The 18,304-nt window shown below is 73.8% G+C and carries 12 protein-coding genes; 3 read left to right on the top strand and 9 right to left on the bottom strand.

Annotated elements, in window-relative coordinates:
- The first annotated feature begins 29 nt into the window (after positions 1-29).
- A complete protein-coding gene (locus tag AB0I29_RS15765; protein WP_357482901.1) occupies positions 30-2,192 on the top strand; it encodes an acyltransferase family protein in 2,163 nt (720 codons plus the stop codon).
- Between the two features lie 68 nt (positions 2,193-2,260).
- Here the strand turns inward: AB0I29_RS15765 and AB0I29_RS15760 are convergent, their stop codons facing one another.
- Positions 2,261-3,754, bottom strand: coding sequence for a S8 family serine peptidase (locus AB0I29_RS15760; RefSeq protein ID WP_350224614.1), 1,494 nt, complete (start codon positions 3,752-3,754; stop codon positions 2,261-2,263).
- Positions 3,755-3,951: 197 nt separating this feature from the next.
- Here AB0I29_RS15760 and AB0I29_RS15755 point away from each other — a divergent pair, with 197 nt between their 5' ends.
- Together AB0I29_RS15755 and AB0I29_RS15750 are read left to right on the top strand one after the other, a co-directional pair.
- Positions 3,952-6,063, top strand: coding sequence for an acyltransferase family protein (locus tag AB0I29_RS15755; protein ID WP_357482897.1), 2,112 nt, complete (start codon positions 3,952-3,954; stop codon positions 6,061-6,063).
- Positions 6,064-6,120: 57 nt separating this feature from the next.
- Positions 6,121-7,482 (top strand): hypothetical protein, encoded by a 1,362-nt coding sequence (locus AB0I29_RS15750; RefSeq protein WP_357482894.1) that lies wholly within the window; start codon positions 6,121-6,123, stop codon positions 7,480-7,482.
- Here the strand turns inward: AB0I29_RS15750 and AB0I29_RS15745 are convergent, their stop codons facing one another.
- The 8 genes from AB0I29_RS15745 to AB0I29_RS15710 form a co-directional block, all read right to left on the bottom strand.
- Positions 7,483-8,466, bottom strand: coding sequence for an acyltransferase (locus AB0I29_RS15745; RefSeq protein WP_357482891.1), 984 nt, complete (start codon positions 8,464-8,466; stop codon positions 7,483-7,485).
- 11 nt (positions 8,467-8,477) lie between these two features.
- Entirely contained in the window at positions 8,478-10,814 is a 2,337-nt protein-coding gene (locus AB0I29_RS15740; protein ID WP_357482888.1) for an acyltransferase family protein, read from the bottom strand.
- 175 nt (positions 10,815-10,989) lie between these two features.
- Entirely contained in the window at positions 10,990-12,630 is a 1,641-nt protein-coding gene (locus tag AB0I29_RS15735) for an ABC transporter ATP-binding protein (RefSeq protein WP_357483032.1), read from the bottom strand.
- 68 nt (positions 12,631-12,698) lie between these two features.
- Positions 12,699-13,271: a MarR family transcriptional regulator gene (locus AB0I29_RS15730; RefSeq protein ID WP_357482885.1), complete on the bottom strand. Its 573-nt coding sequence runs from the start codon at positions 13,269-13,271 to the stop codon at positions 12,699-12,701.
- Positions 13,272-13,293: 22 nt separating this feature from the next.
- Positions 13,294-14,229: an ABC transporter permease gene (locus AB0I29_RS15725; protein WP_357482882.1), complete on the bottom strand. Its 936-nt coding sequence runs from the start codon at positions 14,227-14,229 to the stop codon at positions 13,294-13,296.
- The gene (locus tag AB0I29_RS15720; protein WP_285108252.1) at positions 14,222-15,148 is read right to left on the bottom strand and encodes an ABC transporter permease; all 927 of its coding nucleotides are present in this window, start codon (positions 15,146-15,148) and stop codon (positions 14,222-14,224) included. Before AB0I29_RS15720 ends, AB0I29_RS15725 begins: the two co-directional genes overlap by 8 nt.
- On the bottom strand, positions 15,145-16,566 hold the full coding sequence (locus tag AB0I29_RS15715; protein ID WP_357482879.1) for a M14 family zinc carboxypeptidase: 1,422 nt from the start codon (positions 16,564-16,566) through the stop codon (positions 15,145-15,147). The genes AB0I29_RS15720 and AB0I29_RS15715 overlap by 4 nt, the downstream gene beginning before the upstream one ends.
- Positions 16,563-18,170, bottom strand: coding sequence for an ABC transporter substrate-binding protein (locus tag AB0I29_RS15710; protein ID WP_357482876.1), 1,608 nt, complete (start codon positions 18,168-18,170; stop codon positions 16,563-16,565). Before AB0I29_RS15710 ends, AB0I29_RS15715 begins: the two co-directional genes overlap by 4 nt.
- Positions 18,171-18,304 lie beyond the last annotated feature (134 nt).

The following is an 18,304-nucleotide window of genomic DNA, read 5'->3' as shown; positions in this document are numbered from 1 at the left end:
CACGCTCCGTGCACCGACCCGGAGGATCAGTGACCGTTGTCTCCGACCCGCTGCCGCCCTCGGGCGTGACGGCGGGCCCGGCCGGTGCGCCCGACGACCGGCCGCTGCCGTTCGCCGTCGTCCGGCCCCGCGCGAGCGCGCACATCCCCGAGCTGCACGGCCTGCGCGGCCTGGCCCTGGCCCTCGTGGTGACGTTCCACCTGTTCGGCAACGGGCGGGTCTCCGGCGGCGTCGACGTGTTCCTGGTGCTCTCGGGGTTCCTGGCGACCGGCTCGCTGCTGCGCCGCGCCGACACCCGGAGCCTGCGCCTCGGCGAGCACTACGGGCGCACGTTCGCCCGCCTGGTGCCCCCGGCCCTGCTGGTGCTGGCCGCGACGGCGGCCCTCACCTGGTGGGTCCTGCCGCGCGGTACCTGGGTGCAGACCGGCCGTGAGCTCCTCGCCTCCGCGCTGTACTACGTGAACTGGGAGATGATCGCCGGCCAGCTCTCCTACGGCGCGGCCGGCCCCCAGACCAGCCCGCTGCAGCACTTCTGGTCGATGTCCGTCCAGGGGCAGTTCTTCCTGGTCTGGCCCGTCGTGGTGCTGCTCGTGGTGGCGGTCGCGCGCCGGCTGTGGATCAGCTCGCGCGACCTGCTGCTCGTGGTGGTCGGCGCGCTGACCGTGGCCTCGTTCGTCTTCGCGCTGAACCTGCACGGTACGGACCAGCCCGTCGCCTACTTCCACTCCTGGGCGCGGTTCTGGGAGCTGGGCGTGGGCGGCTTCCTCGCCCTGCTGCTGCCCTGGCTGCGGGTGCCCCACGGCCTGCGGCCGCTGCTGGGCTGGGCGGGGCTCGGCCTGGTGGTCTCCAGCGGCTTCGTGCTCGACGGCGGCGTGCTGTTCCCGGGGCCCTGGGCCCTGTGGCCGGTCACGGGCGCGCTGCTCGTGCTGCTGGGCTCCGGCGGAGGCGCCGCCTGGGGGCCGCGCCGGCTGCTGCAGGTGGCGCCCCTGCGCTTCGTGGCGGACATCTCCTACGCGCTCTACCTGTGGCACTGGCCGCTGCTCATCGCCTACCTGCACCACGCCGGGCTGGACCGGGTGGACCCGCTCGGCGCCGCGGCGATCATGGCGGTCTCGGTGGCGCTGTCCTGGCTCACCACCAAGCTGGTGGCCGATCCCGCGCAGCGGTTCCGGGAGGCGGTGGGCGGCGCGCGTGCGCTCGTGGCGACCGCGGTCTGCGTGTCGCTGGTGGCGGGCGGCACCGTCGTCGGCATCCGGCTGCTGGAGCGGCAGGACGCCGCCCTGCTCGCCGCCGCCGAGGCGGCCGCGCAGGCGGACGCGCGGGCCTATCCCGGGGCGCTCGCCCTGAGCCCGGCGCACGGCGCGGACGTGCCGGACGACGTCGAGGTGCTGCCGGCGCCCGCCGTCGCCGCGCTGGACCTGCCCGCCGTCGACGACGACGGCTGCATCCAGGAGAACGTGGTGAACCCGGGCACCGACGTGCCGATGACGTGCACGGTCACCGACTCGCCGGACGCGGACCACCTGGTGGTCATGGTGGGGGACTCCCACATGATCCAGTGGGCGCCGGCCATGGCCGAGGTGGGCAGCAGGGAGAACTGGGAGGTGCTGCTCCTGGCCCGGCGTGGCTGCCGCCTCGCGGCGCCCGTGGGTCCGGTGGACCCGGCGGACATGTGCTGGTCGTGGCGGATCAACGCGCTGGAGCGGCTCGAGGAGCTGCGGCCCGACGCCGTGGTGGTGATCGGCAGCCGCACGTCGACCACGGAGCCGGGCGACACGGTGATCCCGGCGGAGGCCCGGGCCTGGCGGCAGCTCGCGAACGCGGGCATCCGGGTGGTCACCCTGCGCGACAACCCCCGGTTCGGGTTCCAGGTGCCCGCGTGCGTGGAGCAGCACGCCGACAGCGTGAGCTGCGCCCGGGCCCGCGCGGACGTGTACTCGCCGGTCAACCCCGTCGAGGACGCCGAGGGCGTGCCGGACTCGGCCGTGCACCTCGACCTGACCCGGTACATCTGCGGGGACCAGCTCTGCCAGGGCGTGGTGGGCAACGTGCTGATCTACCGCGACGACAACCACATGACCGCCACCTACGCGGGGACCCTCGCCCGCCCGCTGCACAACGCGCTGCGGGCCAAGGCGCAGTGGCTGTTCGTGGACCCGATGAAGCCCCCGGCGGTGCGCACCCGCTTCTGACCCCCGAACGTGTCAGACCCTCAGATCCCCGGAGGGATCTGAGGGTCTGACACGTTCAGGGCGCGGCGTCAGCGGTCGACGGCGTCCAGGGCGTCGGCGATGCCGTCACCGTAGAAGCTGTTCTCCGCCGGCGTGCCCACGCAGGCCGGTCCGGCCGTCGTGGTGGTGCACTCGTGGTCGTCGGCCTGGGCCCGGACGGCCGCCTCCAGCCGGGCGGGCGACCAGCGCGGGTGCGCGGACTTCAGGAGCGCCAGCACGCCCGCGACGTGCGGCGACGCCATCGACGTGCCGCTCTTGAGGCCCCACGTGCCGTCCAGCTCGGTGGACAGGATCGAGCTGCCCGGCGCGGAGACGTCGATCTTGCCGAGGCCGCGGTTCGAGAACGAGCTCAGGTTGCCCGCCTGGGTCAGCGACGAGACGGACACGACGCCGTCCAGCTCGGCGGGGATCTCCTCGCAGCCCGAGTTGATGACGCGCTGCACGGCTGCCGAGTCGTTCGGGCTCGACGCGTCGGAGGTGTTGTTCGCTAGGTCGGTGGCCGCGTTGCCCGCGGCGGCGGCGTGCACCACGCCCCGCGCGGTCGAGAACTCCACCGCGCGGCGCACGGCCTCCTTGGCGGCGGCCTGGTCGGGCTGGTCCTCGCACCAGTACATGAACGGGTCCACGTAGTACGAGTTGTTCGTGACGTCCATGCGCTCCAGGCCGGCCCAGACGAAGCCGCAGACCGCGTACTCGGGGTAGATGTAGCCGTCGTCGTTCACGACCTTGACCGAGGCCAGCTTGACGCCCGGGGCCACGCCCACGATGCCGGTGCCGTTCTGCGCCGCGGCGATGGTGCCGGCCACGTGCGTGCCGTGGTCGGACGTGGTGGGCAGCCAGCCGGTCGCCGACAGGTCGGGCCTGCCGCCGTCGGTGCAGTTCACGGACTGGTCGGCGTCGACCTGGGAGGCCAGGTCGGGGTGCGCCGCGTCGATGCCGGAGTCCAGCACGCCCACCGTGACACGCGACGACCCGGGGTTCACCTCGATCGCCTGGTCGGCCTTGATCATCTCCATGTCCCACTGCGTCACCTCGCCCGGGTCGGGGTCGGCCGCGGTGGAGCGGGACGGCCCGTCGACGGTGCCGCCCACGGAGCTCTTCTGCCCCTTGCCCACCACGGACCGGCTCTCCTTGGCGCCCGCCGGGGCGTCGGTGCCGGGCGTGCCCTCGGTGGGGGAGACGGTGCGCGTCGCGCCGACCGACTCGATGACGCCGAGGCGGTCGAGCGCCACCACGTCCTCGCGGAACGAGCCGTTCGCGGAGTGCACCACGACGACGCCGATCTGCGGCCAGCTCTGCACGACGACGCCGTCGGCGCGCTTGACCGCCTTGGTGGCGAGCGCCGTCTGGGCGGCGCCGGCCCGCTCCGTGTTCACGACGTACGAGAACAGAGCCCCGTCCGGCGTGACGATCGGGACGGGGGTCGACTCGGGCTCGTCCGCGGCGCCGGCGACACCGCCGAGCGCGGTGAGCGCGAGCGTCGTCGCCGTGGCGACGGCGAGTGCTCGACGGGAGTGGGACATGCGCATGCTTCACTCTCCAGTGGCTGAAAGTTCGAGTCCCCCTGCGGGACCCCGTAGGGCAACCTACGCGTCCTGACCAGGATCGCCATCGCATCCGCACATCTGAAACGGACGCGAAACACGAAATTCTTCACCCCACTGTTTCTGTGGGACACTCGGCCCCGTCCTTGCCCCCGAAGCGAAGAGTCTGACACTCCATGACGGCAACGACGACGGCACCCGCCGCCACTGAGGACCGCGCCTCCACGACGTCCGAGGCCCCCGTCCGCACCCGCAAGTTCCGTCCCGAGGTCCAGGCACTGCGAGCCCTCGCGGTGCTGCTCGTGGTCGTCTACCACATCGATCCCGCGGTCCTCCCGGGCGGCTACATCGGTGTCGACGTCTTCTTCGTGATCTCCGGGTTCCTCATCACGGGCCACCTGTGGCGCGAGGTCTCGACCACGGGATCCGTGAGCCTCAAGAAGTTCTGGGCCGCCCGCGCCCGGCGCATCCTGCCCGCCTCGGTGGTCACCACCGTCGGCGTCATCGTGCTCTCGCTCGTGCTGCTGCCGCCCTCCCTCGTGGAGTCGTGGTGGCGGCAGGCGCTCGCCTCCGTGCTCTACGTCGAGAACCGGGCGCTCGCGGCCGAGGCCGTGGACTACCAGGCGGCCAGCAACGACCCGACCGCGTTCCAGCACTTCTGGTCGCTGGGCGTCGAGGAGCAGTTCTACCTGGTCTGGCCGCTGCTCGTGCTGCTGGCCGTCGGGATCTGGGGCGGCGCGCGCCGCGGCGTCGTGGTCAAGGACCCCGAGTCGCTGCGCCGCGTCCTGCTGGTGATCTTCGGCGTGGTGGGTGTCGCCTCCCTGGTCTGGGGCGTCCGGCAGTCGCTCGCCGACGACCCGGTGGCCTACTACTCGACGCTGACCCGCGTCTGGGAGCTCGCCGCGGGCGGCATCCTGGCGCTGCTGATCCGGGACACGCAGCGGTTCGCGCCGCTGCGCAGCACGATGGCCGTGTTCGGCGCCGCGACCATCGTGGCGGCCGCGTGCCTGTTCGACGACGGCACCCCGTTCCCCGGCTTCGCCGCCCTCGCGCCCGTGCTGGGCGCGTGCGCCGTGATCCTGGCGGGCCGCACCACGGGCCCGGGCTCGCTGCGCACGGTCACCGAGTCGTGGGGCGTGCAGCGCATCGGCGACATCTCCTACTCGCTGTACCTGTGGCACTTCCCGGTGATCGTGTTCTTCGGCGTCTACACCGGCCGCGACCCCCGGTTCACCGACATCATGGTGATCCTCCTGGCCTCGTTCTCGATGGCCATCGCCAGCTACGCCCTCGTGGAGCAGCCGGTGCGCGCGTCGCGCTGGTTCCGGGCCGACGGGCGCATGCTCGTGACCGCCCTCGTCGCGATGCTCGTCGTGGCCGGGCTCACCCTGACCCTGCCGTGGCGGGTGCAGGGCATCATCGAGCGCTGGGACCACAACGCCCAGGAGGCCGCGGGCGAGGCGGACCAGACCATCCCCGAGGGGATCCAGCGGGACTTCGCGCCGTTCGTCGACGGCAGCACCGCGATCTCGCCCAACCCGATCAAGGCCGCACAGGACAAGAGCCCCGAGGTCGACGCCTGCCAGGCGGGACAGCGGGACTCCGTCACGACCCCGTGCGAGTTCGGCGCGACGGAGGACCCGACGGCGACCGTGGCCGTGGTGGGCGACTCGCACGCGGCGATGTTCACCGAGCCGCTCGTCCAGGTCGCCACGGAGCGCAACTGGCGCGTGGTCACGTACCTGCACTCCGCCTGCCCGTACAGCGCCGACTCGCGCAACGGCGCGAGCCCGGAGATCGACGCCTGCAACGCGGCCAACGCGCAGACCCGGGCCGAGCTGCGCGAGCTCGCGCCCGACATGGTGGTCACCACCTTCCAGGAGTCGTACTCGCTCGCCCCGCGCGACGGCGAGGAGCACTCCGGCGCCGCGGGCCTCGCCGAGGTCTGGAACGAGCTCGCCGACCTGGGCTCGCAGGTCGTGGTGCTGCGGGACACCCCGCACGCCCGGGACGACGTGATCGAGTGCGTCACCGAGAACTACACGGACCCGACGCAGTGCGACCAGCCGAGGAGCGACGCCCTGGGCGGCCGGGACACCGTGCCCGGCGCGCTGGAGGAGGCGCCGCGGGTCACGTCCGTGGACGTTCTCGACTACTTCTGCGACGAGGAGACCTGCCCCGCCGTGATCGGGAACGTGCTGGTCTACCGCGACCCGAACCACGTGACACGCACCTACATGACCGAGCTCACCGACCGGCTGCGCGAGGCGCTGCCCGCGCGGCTCTGACCGGCCGGGTGCGCGTTCGTCCTGCGCGTTCCGCGGGTCGGACGTAGCCTGCCGGACATGTGGCGATCTTTCGCTCGGCAGCCCGGTGCGGGGACGGACCGGGCCGCCAGGGGCGCGCGGACGACGCCACGGCACGCGGGGCGGACCGGCCCGCGCAGGCCGCGCCGCTGGGTCGGCACGGCGCTGGCGGTCGCGCTGCTCGTGCCCACCACGGGTGTCGCGGCGAGCACGACCGCGGCCGGAACGCCGGCCGGCGGGACCGGGGCCGGAGCGGCACGCGCCGCGGCGCCGGGCACCACGGTCGACGCCGTCGCCACCGCCGCGCGGTCGAGCGCCCTGACCGGCGCCGTCACCGAGCGGCGACTGCGCAAGGGCGAGACGTTCTGGATGTTCGGCCGGCTCACGGTGAGCGGCTCACCGGCGCGGGGCCGCGCCGTCGTCGTGCAGAAGAAGCGGATGGACGAGTCCGGCTGGCGCACGGTGGGCACGGACACCACGAACCGGTCCGGGCGGTACAGCGTGCGCGTGCGTGCGGGCGCCGTCTACGAGTACCGGGCGATCTACCGCGGCTCGTCGAGCACGCGGTCGTCATGGACGGCGCGGATCGGCGTCGGGTTCACCACGGCGGACCGGACCATGACCTCCCGCGAGCGACAGATGGGTGCCGCGATCGGCAGGCCGACGTCGGGCCACCGGCAGGTGACCCGCACCGTGGTGTCCCGCTCCTACGGGAAGGGGATCCTCGTCAAGGTGACCCGCTCGGGCCGCGACCGCACGTGGTGGGTGCACGGCGGCATCCTCGGCGAGTACCGGCACCTGGGCGGCGCCACGGGCCGCATGGGCGCCCCGGTGATGGACCCGCTGTGCGGCCTGGCCCGCGGCGGCTGCGTGCAGCGGTTCGAGGGCGGCGTGCTGTACTCCAACGGCGACGGCGCCGAGGCGGCGACCGGGCTGAGGGGTGCGCTGGGCGAGGTGGTGGCGGCGGCCCGGTCCCAGGTGGGCTACCGGGTGCGGTACGACGGCGACAACGGCTCGCGCTACGACTGGTACAGCAAGTACAACGTGTGGGCGCGCACGAACGCGCCGTGGTGCGGCCTGTTCCAGTCCTGGATCTTCAAGGCCTCCGGCCACGCGGGGCTCGTGCCGCAGTCCACCACGTGGGGCGCCTACAAGGACTCCGTCCGGCGCAAGCTGCCCACCGGGTCGACGCCGCGGGTCGGAGCACTGGCCTTCGTCTCCTACATCGCCTCCGGTGCGGCGTCGCACACGATGTTCGTGGTGCAGGTGGACGGCTCGCGGATCAAGGTGATCGACGGGAACACGGGGGGTGGCGGCGCGCTCCCGTCGGGCGTCCGCGGCGTCGTCGAGCACTGGGTGCCCGAGTCCCAGGTGCTCTACTACGCGTACCCGCGGTACTGACTAGCCGAGCCTGCGTGGCCGACGGCGCCACACGCCGACCCGCTCCAGGACGCCCGCCACGACGCAGCTCGCCACCAGGATCGCGACGGTCACGGCGGCGCCGAGCGCCATCGAGCGCGCCCAGCCGATCTCGGGGGTCTGCAGCGCGTCCGTGACGAACGGGTGCAGCAGGTACACGTACAGCGAGTACTGGCCGACCGTGCGCAGGCCCTCGCCGACGATCGGCAGGGGTGTGCGCAGGGCGTCGCGGAGCGCCGGCACGCACAGGGACGCGCCGATCGACAGCACGGTGAACGCGGCGACGCTCCACCAGGGCCCGGCGGCGTCCGAGGTGTAGACCCAGCTCCGGGCCACGAGGCCGACCGCGACCACGGGCAGCCCCCACGCCAGGGCGAGGCGCGGGAACCACCCGTTGCGCACCGCCACACCGAGCAGGATCCAGACGAAGTACCCGGCGTACCGGGCGTCCACGTTGTCCAGGACGACCTGCGGGACCAGCTCCTTCAGCGGCGTCTGGAACAGCAGCGCACCCGCGACGGCGGCCAGGCCGAGCGCCGCCCGGGCGGTGACGGAGCGGTTGAGCGCCGGCCCGAGCAGGCGCAGCAGCAGCACGCTCAGGAACAGCATCGGCACGTACCAGAGGTGGAACGACGGGCGCAGCAGCAGCACCTCGACGAACGACCGCACCGAGTCGAAGGCGTCGGGCTCCTGCACCGCCAGCCACAGCACGCTGACCACGAGCCAGGCCGCGATCATGCGCTTCCAGTAGTGACGCAGCAGCTCGCCCCACGGCCGGGTGCCGAACCGTGCCATCGAGATCATGTACCCGGACAGGAACAGGAACATCGGCATGTGGAAGCCGTAGATCATCCACTTGGCCCACGACTCGCCGACGCCCTGCCAGAAGGTGTGCCCGAAGATCACGAGCACCATGAGGATGCCCTTGAGCTGGTCCGGTCCCGGGTCGTGCTGCGTGCTGCTCATCGCCGCAGAGGTTACCCCGGTCCGGCGCTCCGCCCGTCCTCGAACAGCCAGGGCGCGCCCGACCGGAGCTGCCGCCCCACGGCGGGCGTGAGGGTGCGCACGTACGTGTCGGTCAGGTGGTCGTCGTCGCGGTAGACCAGCACGTTGCCCACCACGGCCGCGCACACCTCGGGCCCGCAGATCGAGTCGGTGAGGTCCAGGTGAACCGTGGACGCGGGCACGCCGGGCGCCGTCGGCACGGGCGAGACGGCGGCGAGCTGCTCGGCACGGGGACGCCCGCAGGCCTCCGGGAAGGTCGTGGTGTCGAGGCACTCGGGCACGAACCACTCGAAGCGGGGGTTGTCGCGGACGGTCACGACGCGGATCCCGGCGCCGTCCAGCGTGCGCCACGCGCTCACCTGGCCGGGCAGCACCTGCTCGGGCGAGCCGTCCTCGTACGTGCGCGTGCCGATCACCACGACGGCGTCCGGGCGGGCCGCCACCAGCGCGGCCAGCGCCCGCTCGTTCCACGTGGCGCACGACGGCGGGGGCACCGGCCCGGCCGACCCCTCACCGCCGCCCGACGTCGCGAGGCGGCACCCGTGCTTGAGCATCTCGCGCAGCTCCCAGCCGTGCGCCCGGGCCAGCGCGGCGAACGCCTCCTCGTACTGCTGCTCGTGCGACGCCCCCGCGAGGTAGAGGACGGCCGCCGGGTCGGCCTGCGCCACGATCGTGCACTCCAGCAGCTCGGACCGGTCGCCGCCCTGCGCGCAGTCCGGCCGGTCGGGATGGTCGTCGTAGGCCACCCACGTGGCGGGCCGGAACGGGACGGCGTCCGGACCCCGGGGAGGGTCCGCGTCGGGCGCGCCCGGGGCGAGCACCGCGGCGCCCGGATGGTCCAGCGAGGGCGCCAGCAGGTCGTCGACGCTCTGCCGCACCGTCACGTCGTGCGCGGTGGCCGCGGCCTGGGCACCGCCCAGCATCAGTACGGCGGCGCCCGCCAGCACGGCGAGCGTCCGCCTGCCCGACGGCGGCGCGGCGGCCCGGGAGGTCACGTCGCCCGCCAGGTCGGCGGGGCCGGGTCGACGGGCCGGGTCGGCGGGGCCGACGGCGCTCGCGGGCCGGCGTGCGGCCAGGCGTGCCGTGACGTGGGCGAGCAGCGGCTCGGCGACGTACCGCGTGGTGAGCCAGGCGAGCCCGGCCGAGACCACGAGCACCCCGGCGGCGGTCAGGGGGCTCGCGCGGTGCGCCCCCGTCGTCAGGAGCCAGAACACCAGGACGGGCCAGTGCCACAGGTACAGCGCGTACGAGACGCGCGCGCCGAGGCGCAGCGGGGCGCTGTCCAGGAGCCGCTCGACGCCGTGGGACGGATGCCCGGCGGGGCGGGCTCCCGCCGTCGGCCCCGGGACGGTAGCGATCAGCACCAGCGCCGCGCCGCCGACGGGCACGAGGGCCCAGGCCCCGGGGAACACGTCGGCGCCGTCGACCAGGAAGCCCGACCCCACGACCAGGGCGAGGCCCGCCCACCCGAGCAGACTCCGCACGCCACCGAAGCGGGCGGCGGCCTGCCCGGACGGTGCCGGGGCGACGCGCCCGGCCCGGGCCATGGCGCGGCCGGGGTGCGGGAGGAGCAGGGCGAGCAGCGCGCCCACGCCGATCTCCCAGAACCGCGTGAAGGTGCTGAGGTAGGCGACCTGCTGGTCCGCGTGGACGAGCCACAGCGCGTGGGCGAACGACGCGGCGGTGGCCGCGGCCGTCACCGCGGTGACCAGGCGGCGGGGCGGCAACGGGGTGCGGCCGGCCCACGCGCGGCGTCGGGCGACGGCCACCAGGCCCAGCACCACCAGCGGCCAGACGGCGAAGAACTGGCCCTGCACGGAGAGCGACCAGAAGTGCTGCAGCGGGCTGGCGTCGGGCCCGGCCGCGCCGTACGCGAGCGCGGAGTGCACCAGCTCCCAGTTCTCCCAGAAGGTCGCGGCCGCGCCGACCTCGCGCAGCCCCGCCGACCAGCGCAGCCGGGGAGCGAGCGTGAGCAGGGCGACCGTGACGGCGGCCAGCACCACGAGCGCCGCCGGGAGCAGGCGCGCGAGCGTGCGGGCGTAGTGCGCCGCGAGCCGGAGGGTGCCGGCCTCGGCGCGTCGTAGCAGGGCGGCGGTCGCGAAGTACCCGGACAGCACCAGGAACACGTCGACGCCGCCCGAGACCCGGCCCTGGCCGAAGAGGTGGAACGCGACCACGAGGAGCAGGGCGAGACCGCGCAACCCGTCGAGGGCGCCGACCCGCCCGGTGGCGCCGACCCGCCCGGTGGTACTGACCTGCTCGGTGGCGCCGGCTCGTGGTGCTGCGCCGGCGGGGTGAGGTAGGGGCACGGCGGCACGCTAGGGCCCGCGCCTTACGACGGGGTTGACCGCAGGTCACGGCCGGATCTCGGCTGCCGATACTGGCCCCGGTTCAGCAGGCGGTCCGCGACCGTCAGCGGGGTGCACGCGGTCGCAGACCGCCTGCTGAACCTCCGTCAGCCCACGGCCGCTCAGCCCACCGCCGTCAGCCCACCGCCGCTCGGCGGGCCGCCTGTTCGGCCGGGTCCGGGACCGGGGCCGCCGCCAGGAGGCGTCTCGTGTAGTCCTGCTCCGGGCGGCCGAGCACCTGGGCGCGCGCGCCCGTCTCCACGAGGCGGCCCCGGTGCATGACGGCGACGCGGTCGGCGAGCTCGTCCACCACCGCGAGGTCGTGGCTGATGAACAGGCAGGCGAAGCCGAGGGACTGCTGCACCTGGCGGAACAGGTCGAGCACGGTGGCCTGCACGGACACGTCCAGGGCCGACGTCGGCTCGTCGGCGATGAGCAGGTCCGGGCCCAGCGAGATGGCCCGGGCGATCGAGACGCGCTGGAGCTGGCCGCCCGAGAGCTCGTGCGGGTACCGGGACACCCACGACGCCGGGAGCTCCACGCTCTCCAGCAGCTCGGCGGTGCGCCGTTCGAGCTCGGGTCCGCGCAGGCCGGCGTGGACCCGCAGCGGCTCGGCCACGGACTCGCCGATCGAGTAGCGCGGGTTGAGCGACGCGGCGGGGTTCTGGAACACCACCCCGATCCGGGCCCGGGCGGCGCGCACCGTCCGCGGGGTGTCCTGGCCCGGGCGGGTGCCCACCACCTCGACCGAGCCGGAGGTGACGGGCGCCAGCCCGAGCGCGCAGCGGCCCATCGACGACTTTCCGGAGCCGGACTCGCCCACCAGCGCGACGATCTCGCCGGGCTGCACGCTGAGGGTCACGCCGTCCACGGCACGCACGGCGCGGCCCCGTCGGTCGCGGTACTCCACCACCAGGTCGTCGAACGCGAGGGCGGGCCGGCCCGCGCCGTCGGCCCCGCTCGGGCGGTCCGGCGTGCCCACGCGGGGCACGGCCGCCAGCAGCTCCCGGGTGTACGCCGCGCGCGGCGCCTCGAAGAGCTGCCGCACCGGCGCGGTCTCGACCACCTCGCCGCCGCGCATCACGACCACGCGGTCCGCGAGGTCCGCGACCACGCCCATGTCGTGCGTGATCAGCACGATCGACGTGGCGACCCGCTCGCGCAGCCGGCGCAGCACGTCCAGCACCTCGCGCTGCACGGTGACGTCGAGCGCCGTCGTCGGCTCGTCCGCGAGCAGCACCTCGGGGTCGCAGGCGAGCGCCATCGCGATCATCACGCGCTGGGCCTGGCCCCCGGAGAACTGGTGCGGGTAGAACTTCAGGCGCTCTGCCGGGTCGGGCAGCTCGACCAGGCGCAGCAGCTCCACGGACCGTTCCCGGCGCTGGGCACGCGTGAGGTCCGGCGCGTGCCGCCGCAGCATCTCGTCGAGCTGGTAGCCCACGGTGAACACGGGGTCCAGCGCACCCGACGAGTCCTGGAAGACCATCGCGACGCGGCGCCCCCGCACGTCCTGCAGCGCGCGCCGGTCGAGGCCGATCAGCTCGACCCGCTCCTGCCCGGCCCCGCCGAGGAGGGCGCTGCCGCCCACTTCCGCGTGCCGGCCGAGCAGCCCGAGCAGGGCGAGCGACGTGACGCTCTTGCCCGAGCCGGACTCGCCGACGACGGCGAGCACCTCGCCCGGCAGCACGTCGAACGACACACCGCGCACGGCGTGGACGTCGGGGGCGTGCCCGTCGTCGACGCGGAACGTGACGGTCAGGTCGCGGACCTCCAGCACCGGGGAGGTGCCGGACGACGGGCTGGGCTCGGTCTCGGGCGAGGGGCCGGAAGCGGTGGCGACGTCGGTCACGGTTCTCCTGTTCCGTCCGCCGGCTGGGCGTCGCGGTACGCCTCCCAGTCGGCGAGCATCTTGCGGTGGTACCCGGCAAGCCATTCCATGTAGTTGCGCGCGTTGACGAGGCGCTTGTGGGGACCGTCGGCGTCGCCCGCGATGGCGAGCCCGTCGTCGATCACGTTCCGCAGGTGGGACAGGTAGTTCCGCTCGCCCGCGAGGAAGCTGCCCCAGATGTCGTCCTCCACGCGGAAGTAGTGCTGGCGGTCGCCGAGCACGGAGTGGCGCTTGATGAACCCGGCCTCCGCCAGCCGGCGGGTGCCGGTGGACACGGCCCCGGCGCTGGCCTTGAGCAGCCTCGCGATCTGCTGCGCGGACAGGTACGGCCGGTCCATGATCATGAGGAGCGCGATGATCCGGCCCTCCATCCGTGGGCTCCACGTCAGGGCGAACTGCTCCACGAAGTGCTCCGCGGCGGTATCGAGCAGGGGCTCGTCGGCGCCATCGGCGGGCAGGTCGGCGGGCAAGTCGGCGGGCAGGACGGTGGGCTGGTCCGCGGGCTGGTCAGCGGGGGTGTGGCTGCTCATGCGCCCACCCTAGGAGCCGGGCTCACGAGCGACCCCTCGGGTCGAGCACGTCGCGCAGCACATCACCCAGCGTGATCATGGCCAGCACCGTGATCGTGAGCACCACGGCGGGCGCCACCAGCATGTGCGGCGACGTCTGGAAGAACGACTGCGCGCTGGAGAGCTGCAGCCCCCACGAGATCGACGGCGCGTTGAGGCCCAGCCCGAGGAACGTGAGGGTGGACTCCGCCACGATCACGCTGCCCACCATGATCGTCGCGACCGCCAGCACCGGGCCGAGCGCGTTGGGCAGCACGTAGCGCGCGATGATCCGCCGGTCGGGCAGGCCCATGGCGCGCGCCGCCTCCACGTAGGGCGCGTCCCGCACCGTGCGTACCGAGCCGCGCACCAGCCGGGCCATCGTGGGCCACGAGAACAGGGCCAGCACCAGGGCCACGGACACGGCGGACCGCGAGCCCACCGACGTCAGCACCACCACGGCGCCGAGCAGGAACGGGAACCCGAGGAACACGTCGGTCAGCCGGGCCACGACCCGGTCGAGCCAGCCGCCGTAGTACCCGGCCAGCGTGCCGACCACCAGCGCGACGGCCAGCGCCACCGCGGTGCACAGCAGCCCCACGGTGAGCGACGCGCGCGTGCCGAACACGACGTTGGCCCACACGTCGCAGCCCTGCACGTCGGTGCCGAGCACGTGCCCGCCGCCGGGCGGCAGGGCGCTGGAGGCCAGGTCGCAGGCCCGCGGGTCGGGGTGGCCGAACCAGCCGGCGAACGCCGACGGGACCAGCGCGACCAGGCCGAGCACGGCCAGCACGGCCGCCGACACCCAGAACAGCGGGCGACGGCGCAGGGTGCGCCACACGCCACGCCGGGCGACGGCCGGTGCGGTGGCGGGGGCCGTGGCGGTGGGTCCAGTGGTGGGTCCCGCGGCGACGGGGGCGGCGGGCAGGGGTTCACTCATGGCGGATCCTCGGGTCGAGGACGGAGGCGAGCAGGTCGACGAGCAGGTTGGTCAGCAGGAACACGAGGATGAGCGCGGTGGACACGCCCACGATCGTGGGTCCCTCGTGGGCCCGGATCGCCTGGAACAGCAGCTGTCCGACGCCGGGCAGGTTGAACACGCCCTCGACCACGACGGTCCCGCCGAGCAGGTACCCGAGGTCGATCGCGAGGTAGGTCAGCACCGGGATCGCGGAGCTGCGCATCACGTGCACCCCGACCACCTGGCGCTCGCGGAGGCCCTTGGCCCGCAGGGTCCGCACGAAGTCGGTGCGCAGCGTGTCCACCACGGAGCCGCGCATCAGCCGGGCCACCGAGGCGAGCCCGAACACGGCGATGACCGCAGCGGGCAGCAGGTACGCCGTCGGCCAGCCCGCGCCCGTGCCCGCCACGGGGAACCAGGCGAGCTCCACGCCCAGCCAGAGCTGGGCGGAGACGGCGAGGACGAACACAGGGATCGACGTCGCCACGACGGTGCCGGCCAGGACCAGGCGGTCGCTGACGGCGCCGGCGCGCAGCCCGGCGACCAGGCCGAGCAGCACCCCGAGAAGCACCTCGATGCCCCAGGCCGTCAGCGCCAGGGTGATGGTCACGGGCCAGCGCAGGGCCATCCGGTCGGCCACGGACTGGCCCTGGAACGTGGTGCCGAGGTCGCCCTGGAGCAGCCCGCCGAGGTAGCGCAGGTACTGCTGCAGCACGGGCTCGTCCAGGTGGTACCGCTCGCGCAGCTCGGCCACCACGTTCGGGGCCAGGGGCCGGTCGCCGCCGAGGGCGGCGATCGGGTCCCCGGGCAGCGCGAAGACCATGAGGTAGATGATCAGCGTGACGCCGAGGAAGACCACGAGGAGGTCCACCAGGCGCCGGGTGACGCGCCGGGTCATCGCCGTCCGCCCCCTCCGCCGGAGCCGGACCCGCGCGCCGCGAGCACGTGCGACACGGCCAGCGTGGCGCCGTACTGCACGCCCACGAGCCGCTCCACCGGCAGCACCTCCAGGCCGGCCACGGACCGGGCGTCGGCCAGCCAGCCGTCGTACAGGTCCCGGGCCCGCGCGTGCACGCGGTGCAGCCGGGCCGTGGCCAGCCCGGCCGTGGCCTCGGCCTCCAGCGCACGGACCAGCATGCCGCCGAAGCGCAGCCGGAACATCCGCACGACCTCCTCGTTGCTGAACACCTCCGCGCCGGTGGCGGGCCGGGACGGCAGTCGCCCGGCCCGCACGAGCTCGCTGGTGCCCGCGTCCGTCATCATCGGCACGAAGGACTCGCTGGCCCGCAGGAATGGGCTGCGCAGCGTCAGGTCGCCCCGGGCCTCCTCCAGCAGGCCGGTCAGGGTGCCCCCGAGCTCGACGAGCGCCTCGGCCTTGGTCCGGACGACGTCCGCGTAGTCGGCGTCGGTCTCGGCCGTGTCGTCCGCGGCCGGGTGCGACCAGTACGGCAGCTCGGCGATCAGGCTGACCGTCCCGTGCCGCCGGGCGTAGGCCGCCGACCCCTCGCCGCCCACCAGCGACGGGGCGTCGAGACCGAGGGACTCCAGGTAGTCGTACTCGTCGCGGGTCGAGCCGGCCCGGTAGATCGCGGGCGCCAGCCGCTCCAGGGCGGGGGACTCGGGCTCGCCCGTGTCGAGCGGCAGGCCCAGCGCCGCGGGCACGGCGTGCAGCGGCGCGACGGCGTCGGGCAGGTCCTCGCTGAGGTAGTAGTACACGCCGCCCAGCTCGGCGTTGTGCAGGCTGACCATCAGCTCGGGCCGCAGCTCGTCGATCAGGCGCATGAGCGCCTGGGTCTCCGGGATCACGTCGTCGAAGTACGCGTCCTTGTACGCGAAGGGGAACGTCCACTCCACCTGCTCCGACGGCGCCGGACGGTAGAAGCCCCGGGCGTAGGCGGCGCGGTCGGCGGGGTTGCCGAACCAGGACTCGTTGAGCCGGGTGCCGTCCGGGTCGATGCACGGCACGAGGTGCCACGTGGCGCCGGTCGAGGCGCGCAGCCCGGGGTCGGCCACCAGCTCGGCGGCCAGGTGCTGCAGCGTGCGGAACCCGATGGGCTCGTTGGGGTGCACGCCCGCGAAGAGCAGGTGCGGCCGGGGCCCGTCGCCCACCGAGAACATCTCGATGGGCTCCCCGAGCCGCGACGTCCCCACCCGCCGCCGGCGCACCAGCGACGGGTGGTCGTCGGCCAGGGCCGAGAACCAGTCCAGGAGCGCGTCGACGGTGGGGAAGTCGCTGATCGGGGGGACGGCGCGGGCCCGGTCGAGCACGTCGTCGAGCAGGCCCGCGTCGAGCCCCCCGGTGGTCACGCCGCTCATGCGCCCTCGGCGAGCACGACGGCGGAGAAGGTCGGGTTGCCCACCGCGGACGTGGGCAGCTCCGCGACGCGCTCCGAGGTGACGTAGGAGTACGTCTCGAAGAACAGCGGCGGCGCCGGGAAGTCCTCCAGGATCCGCTCCTGCACCGCGGCGTAGGCCTCGCCGGCCGCGTCGGGGTCGGCCTCGGCGTCGGCCGCCGCGATCAGCTCGGCGACGTCGTCCTCGTAGTAGGGGATGCAGTTGGGGCAGCCGCCGTTCTCCACGAAGAACGAGCGCAGCGTGTTCTGCTGGCTGGGGTACAGGGCGCCCCAGCGGGAGAAGAACGGGCCGTCGATGTCCCCGTTGGTGCGGTTCTCGGAGAACTCGGCCCAGTCGGCGCTCGGCGTGGCGACGGCCTCGACGCCCAGGTTCTGGCGGAGCTGGTTGGCGATGGCCTTGTACAGCTCGTCGAGCCCGATGCCGCCCGGGAAGTAGATGTCGATGGTGCCGTCGAACCCGCCGGCCTCGTCCAGCAGGGCCTTGGCCGCGGTCGGGTCGTACGTGCAGAACTCGCCGCAGATGCCCTCGGGCGTGCCCGCCTCGACGGCCGGGGTGAACGCGGTGGCCGGCGTGTAGAGGCCGCCGTAGACCACGTCGGAGATGGTCTCGCGGTCGATGGCCATCGAGATGGCCTGGCGCACCCGCACGTCCTCGTACCGCTCGTCCCACAGCGGGAGCCCGAGGAACGAGATGCCGGGCGCCTCGAAGGTGTGGAGGCGCTCGCCGAAGTCGCCGGAGGCCTGCGGCAGCCGGGCCGCCGGCACGCTCGCGACGTCGATGTTGCCGGCCTGCACGTCGGTGTAGGCGGTGGTGGCGTCGGCGTACGGCACGAACGAGATGGCGTCGACCGTGGGGGCGGTGCCCTGGTAGTCGGCGTACGCCTCGGTCTCGATCGGCTCGTTCTCCACATAGTCGCCGACCACGGCGAACGGGCCGTTGCCCACGGGGTGGGCGTTGTAGGCGTCCATGTCCTCCAGGGCGGAGGCGGGCATCGGGTACATGGCGGTCTGGGCCTGGCTGACCTGCATCGGGAACTGCCCGTCGGGACCGTCCAGCGTCACGGTGAACGTCAGGTCGTCCGTGACCGCCAGGCCCGACATCTCGGTGGTCTTCGGCTCGCCCTCCGCCGGGTTCAGGTCGTCGTACCCGGCGATGCCGGCGAGCTGGCCGGAGTTCTCGAACGCGTCGGGGCCGTAGGCCACCGCGTTCCAGGAGTCGACGTACGACTGGGCGGTCACGGGGGTGCCGTCGTGGAACGTCCAGCCGTCCCGCAGCGTGACCGTCCAGGTGGTGGCGTCGTCCGACTCGATCGACTCGGCGGCCACGTAGGTGAGCTCGCCGTCGGCGTCGATCCAGGTCAGCGGCGACCACACGGCCATGTTCAGGTCGTAGGCGACGGTCTGGCGGCCGGGGATCGTCTGGATCGGGTCGGTGACGGCCACGCTGATGGAGCCGCCGCCGGCGTCACCGGCCGCGTCGTCGGCGCCGGCCGAACCGCAGGCGGACAGGGCGAGGGTCAGCGCGAGGGCGGTCGCGACAGGGAGCGGCCGGAGTCTCGGGTTCATGGTTCCTCCACGGGTAGCGCGCTCTCGCGCACCGGGGTCCTGCTCGGGTGGCGAACAGTTGAGCGCACACCGTCGATCAAGGTCAATGAAGTTTCAGAAGGAAATGAAAGTTTTACGCGGCGGTCACACGGGAC

It is taken from the genome of Promicromonospora sp. NPDC050262, assembly GCF_040655935.1.
Lineage (GTDB): Bacteria > Actinomycetota > Actinomycetes > Actinomycetales > Cellulomonadaceae > Promicromonospora.
The sequence above is the reverse complement of the archived record's forward strand: the minus strand, read 5'-3'. Positions and strand labels throughout refer to the sequence as shown.

Coding starts and splice junctions, on each gene's coding strand:
- AB0I29_RS15755 (WP_357482897.1), top strand. CDS start 3,952: ATGACGGCAACGACGACGGCACCCGCCGCCACTGAGGACCGCGCCTCC.
- AB0I29_RS15760 (WP_350224614.1), bottom strand. CDS start 3,754: ATGTCCCACTCCCGTCGAGCACTCGCCGTCGCCACGGCGACGACGCTC.
- AB0I29_RS15745 (WP_357482891.1), bottom strand. CDS start 8,466: ATGAGCAGCACGCAGCACGACCCGGGACCGGACCAGCTCAAGGGCATC.
- AB0I29_RS15720 (WP_285108252.1), bottom strand. CDS start 15,148: ATGACCCGGCGCGTCACCCGGCGCCTGGTGGACCTCCTCGTGGTCTTC.
- AB0I29_RS15750 (WP_357482894.1), top strand. CDS start 6,121: ATGTGGCGATCTTTCGCTCGGCAGCCCGGTGCGGGGACGGACCGGGCC.
- AB0I29_RS15730 (WP_357482885.1), bottom strand. CDS start 13,271: ATGAGCAGCCACACCCCCGCTGACCAGCCCGCGGACCAGCCCACCGTC.
- AB0I29_RS15710 (WP_357482876.1), bottom strand. CDS start 18,170: ATGAACCCGAGACTCCGGCCGCTCCCTGTCGCGACCGCCCTCGCGCTG.
- AB0I29_RS15715 (WP_357482879.1), bottom strand. CDS start 16,566: ATGAGCGGCGTGACCACCGGGGGGCTCGACGCGGGCCTGCTCGACGAC.
- AB0I29_RS15725 (WP_357482882.1), bottom strand. CDS start 14,229: ATGAGTGAACCCCTGCCCGCCGCCCCCGTCGCCGCGGGACCCACCACT.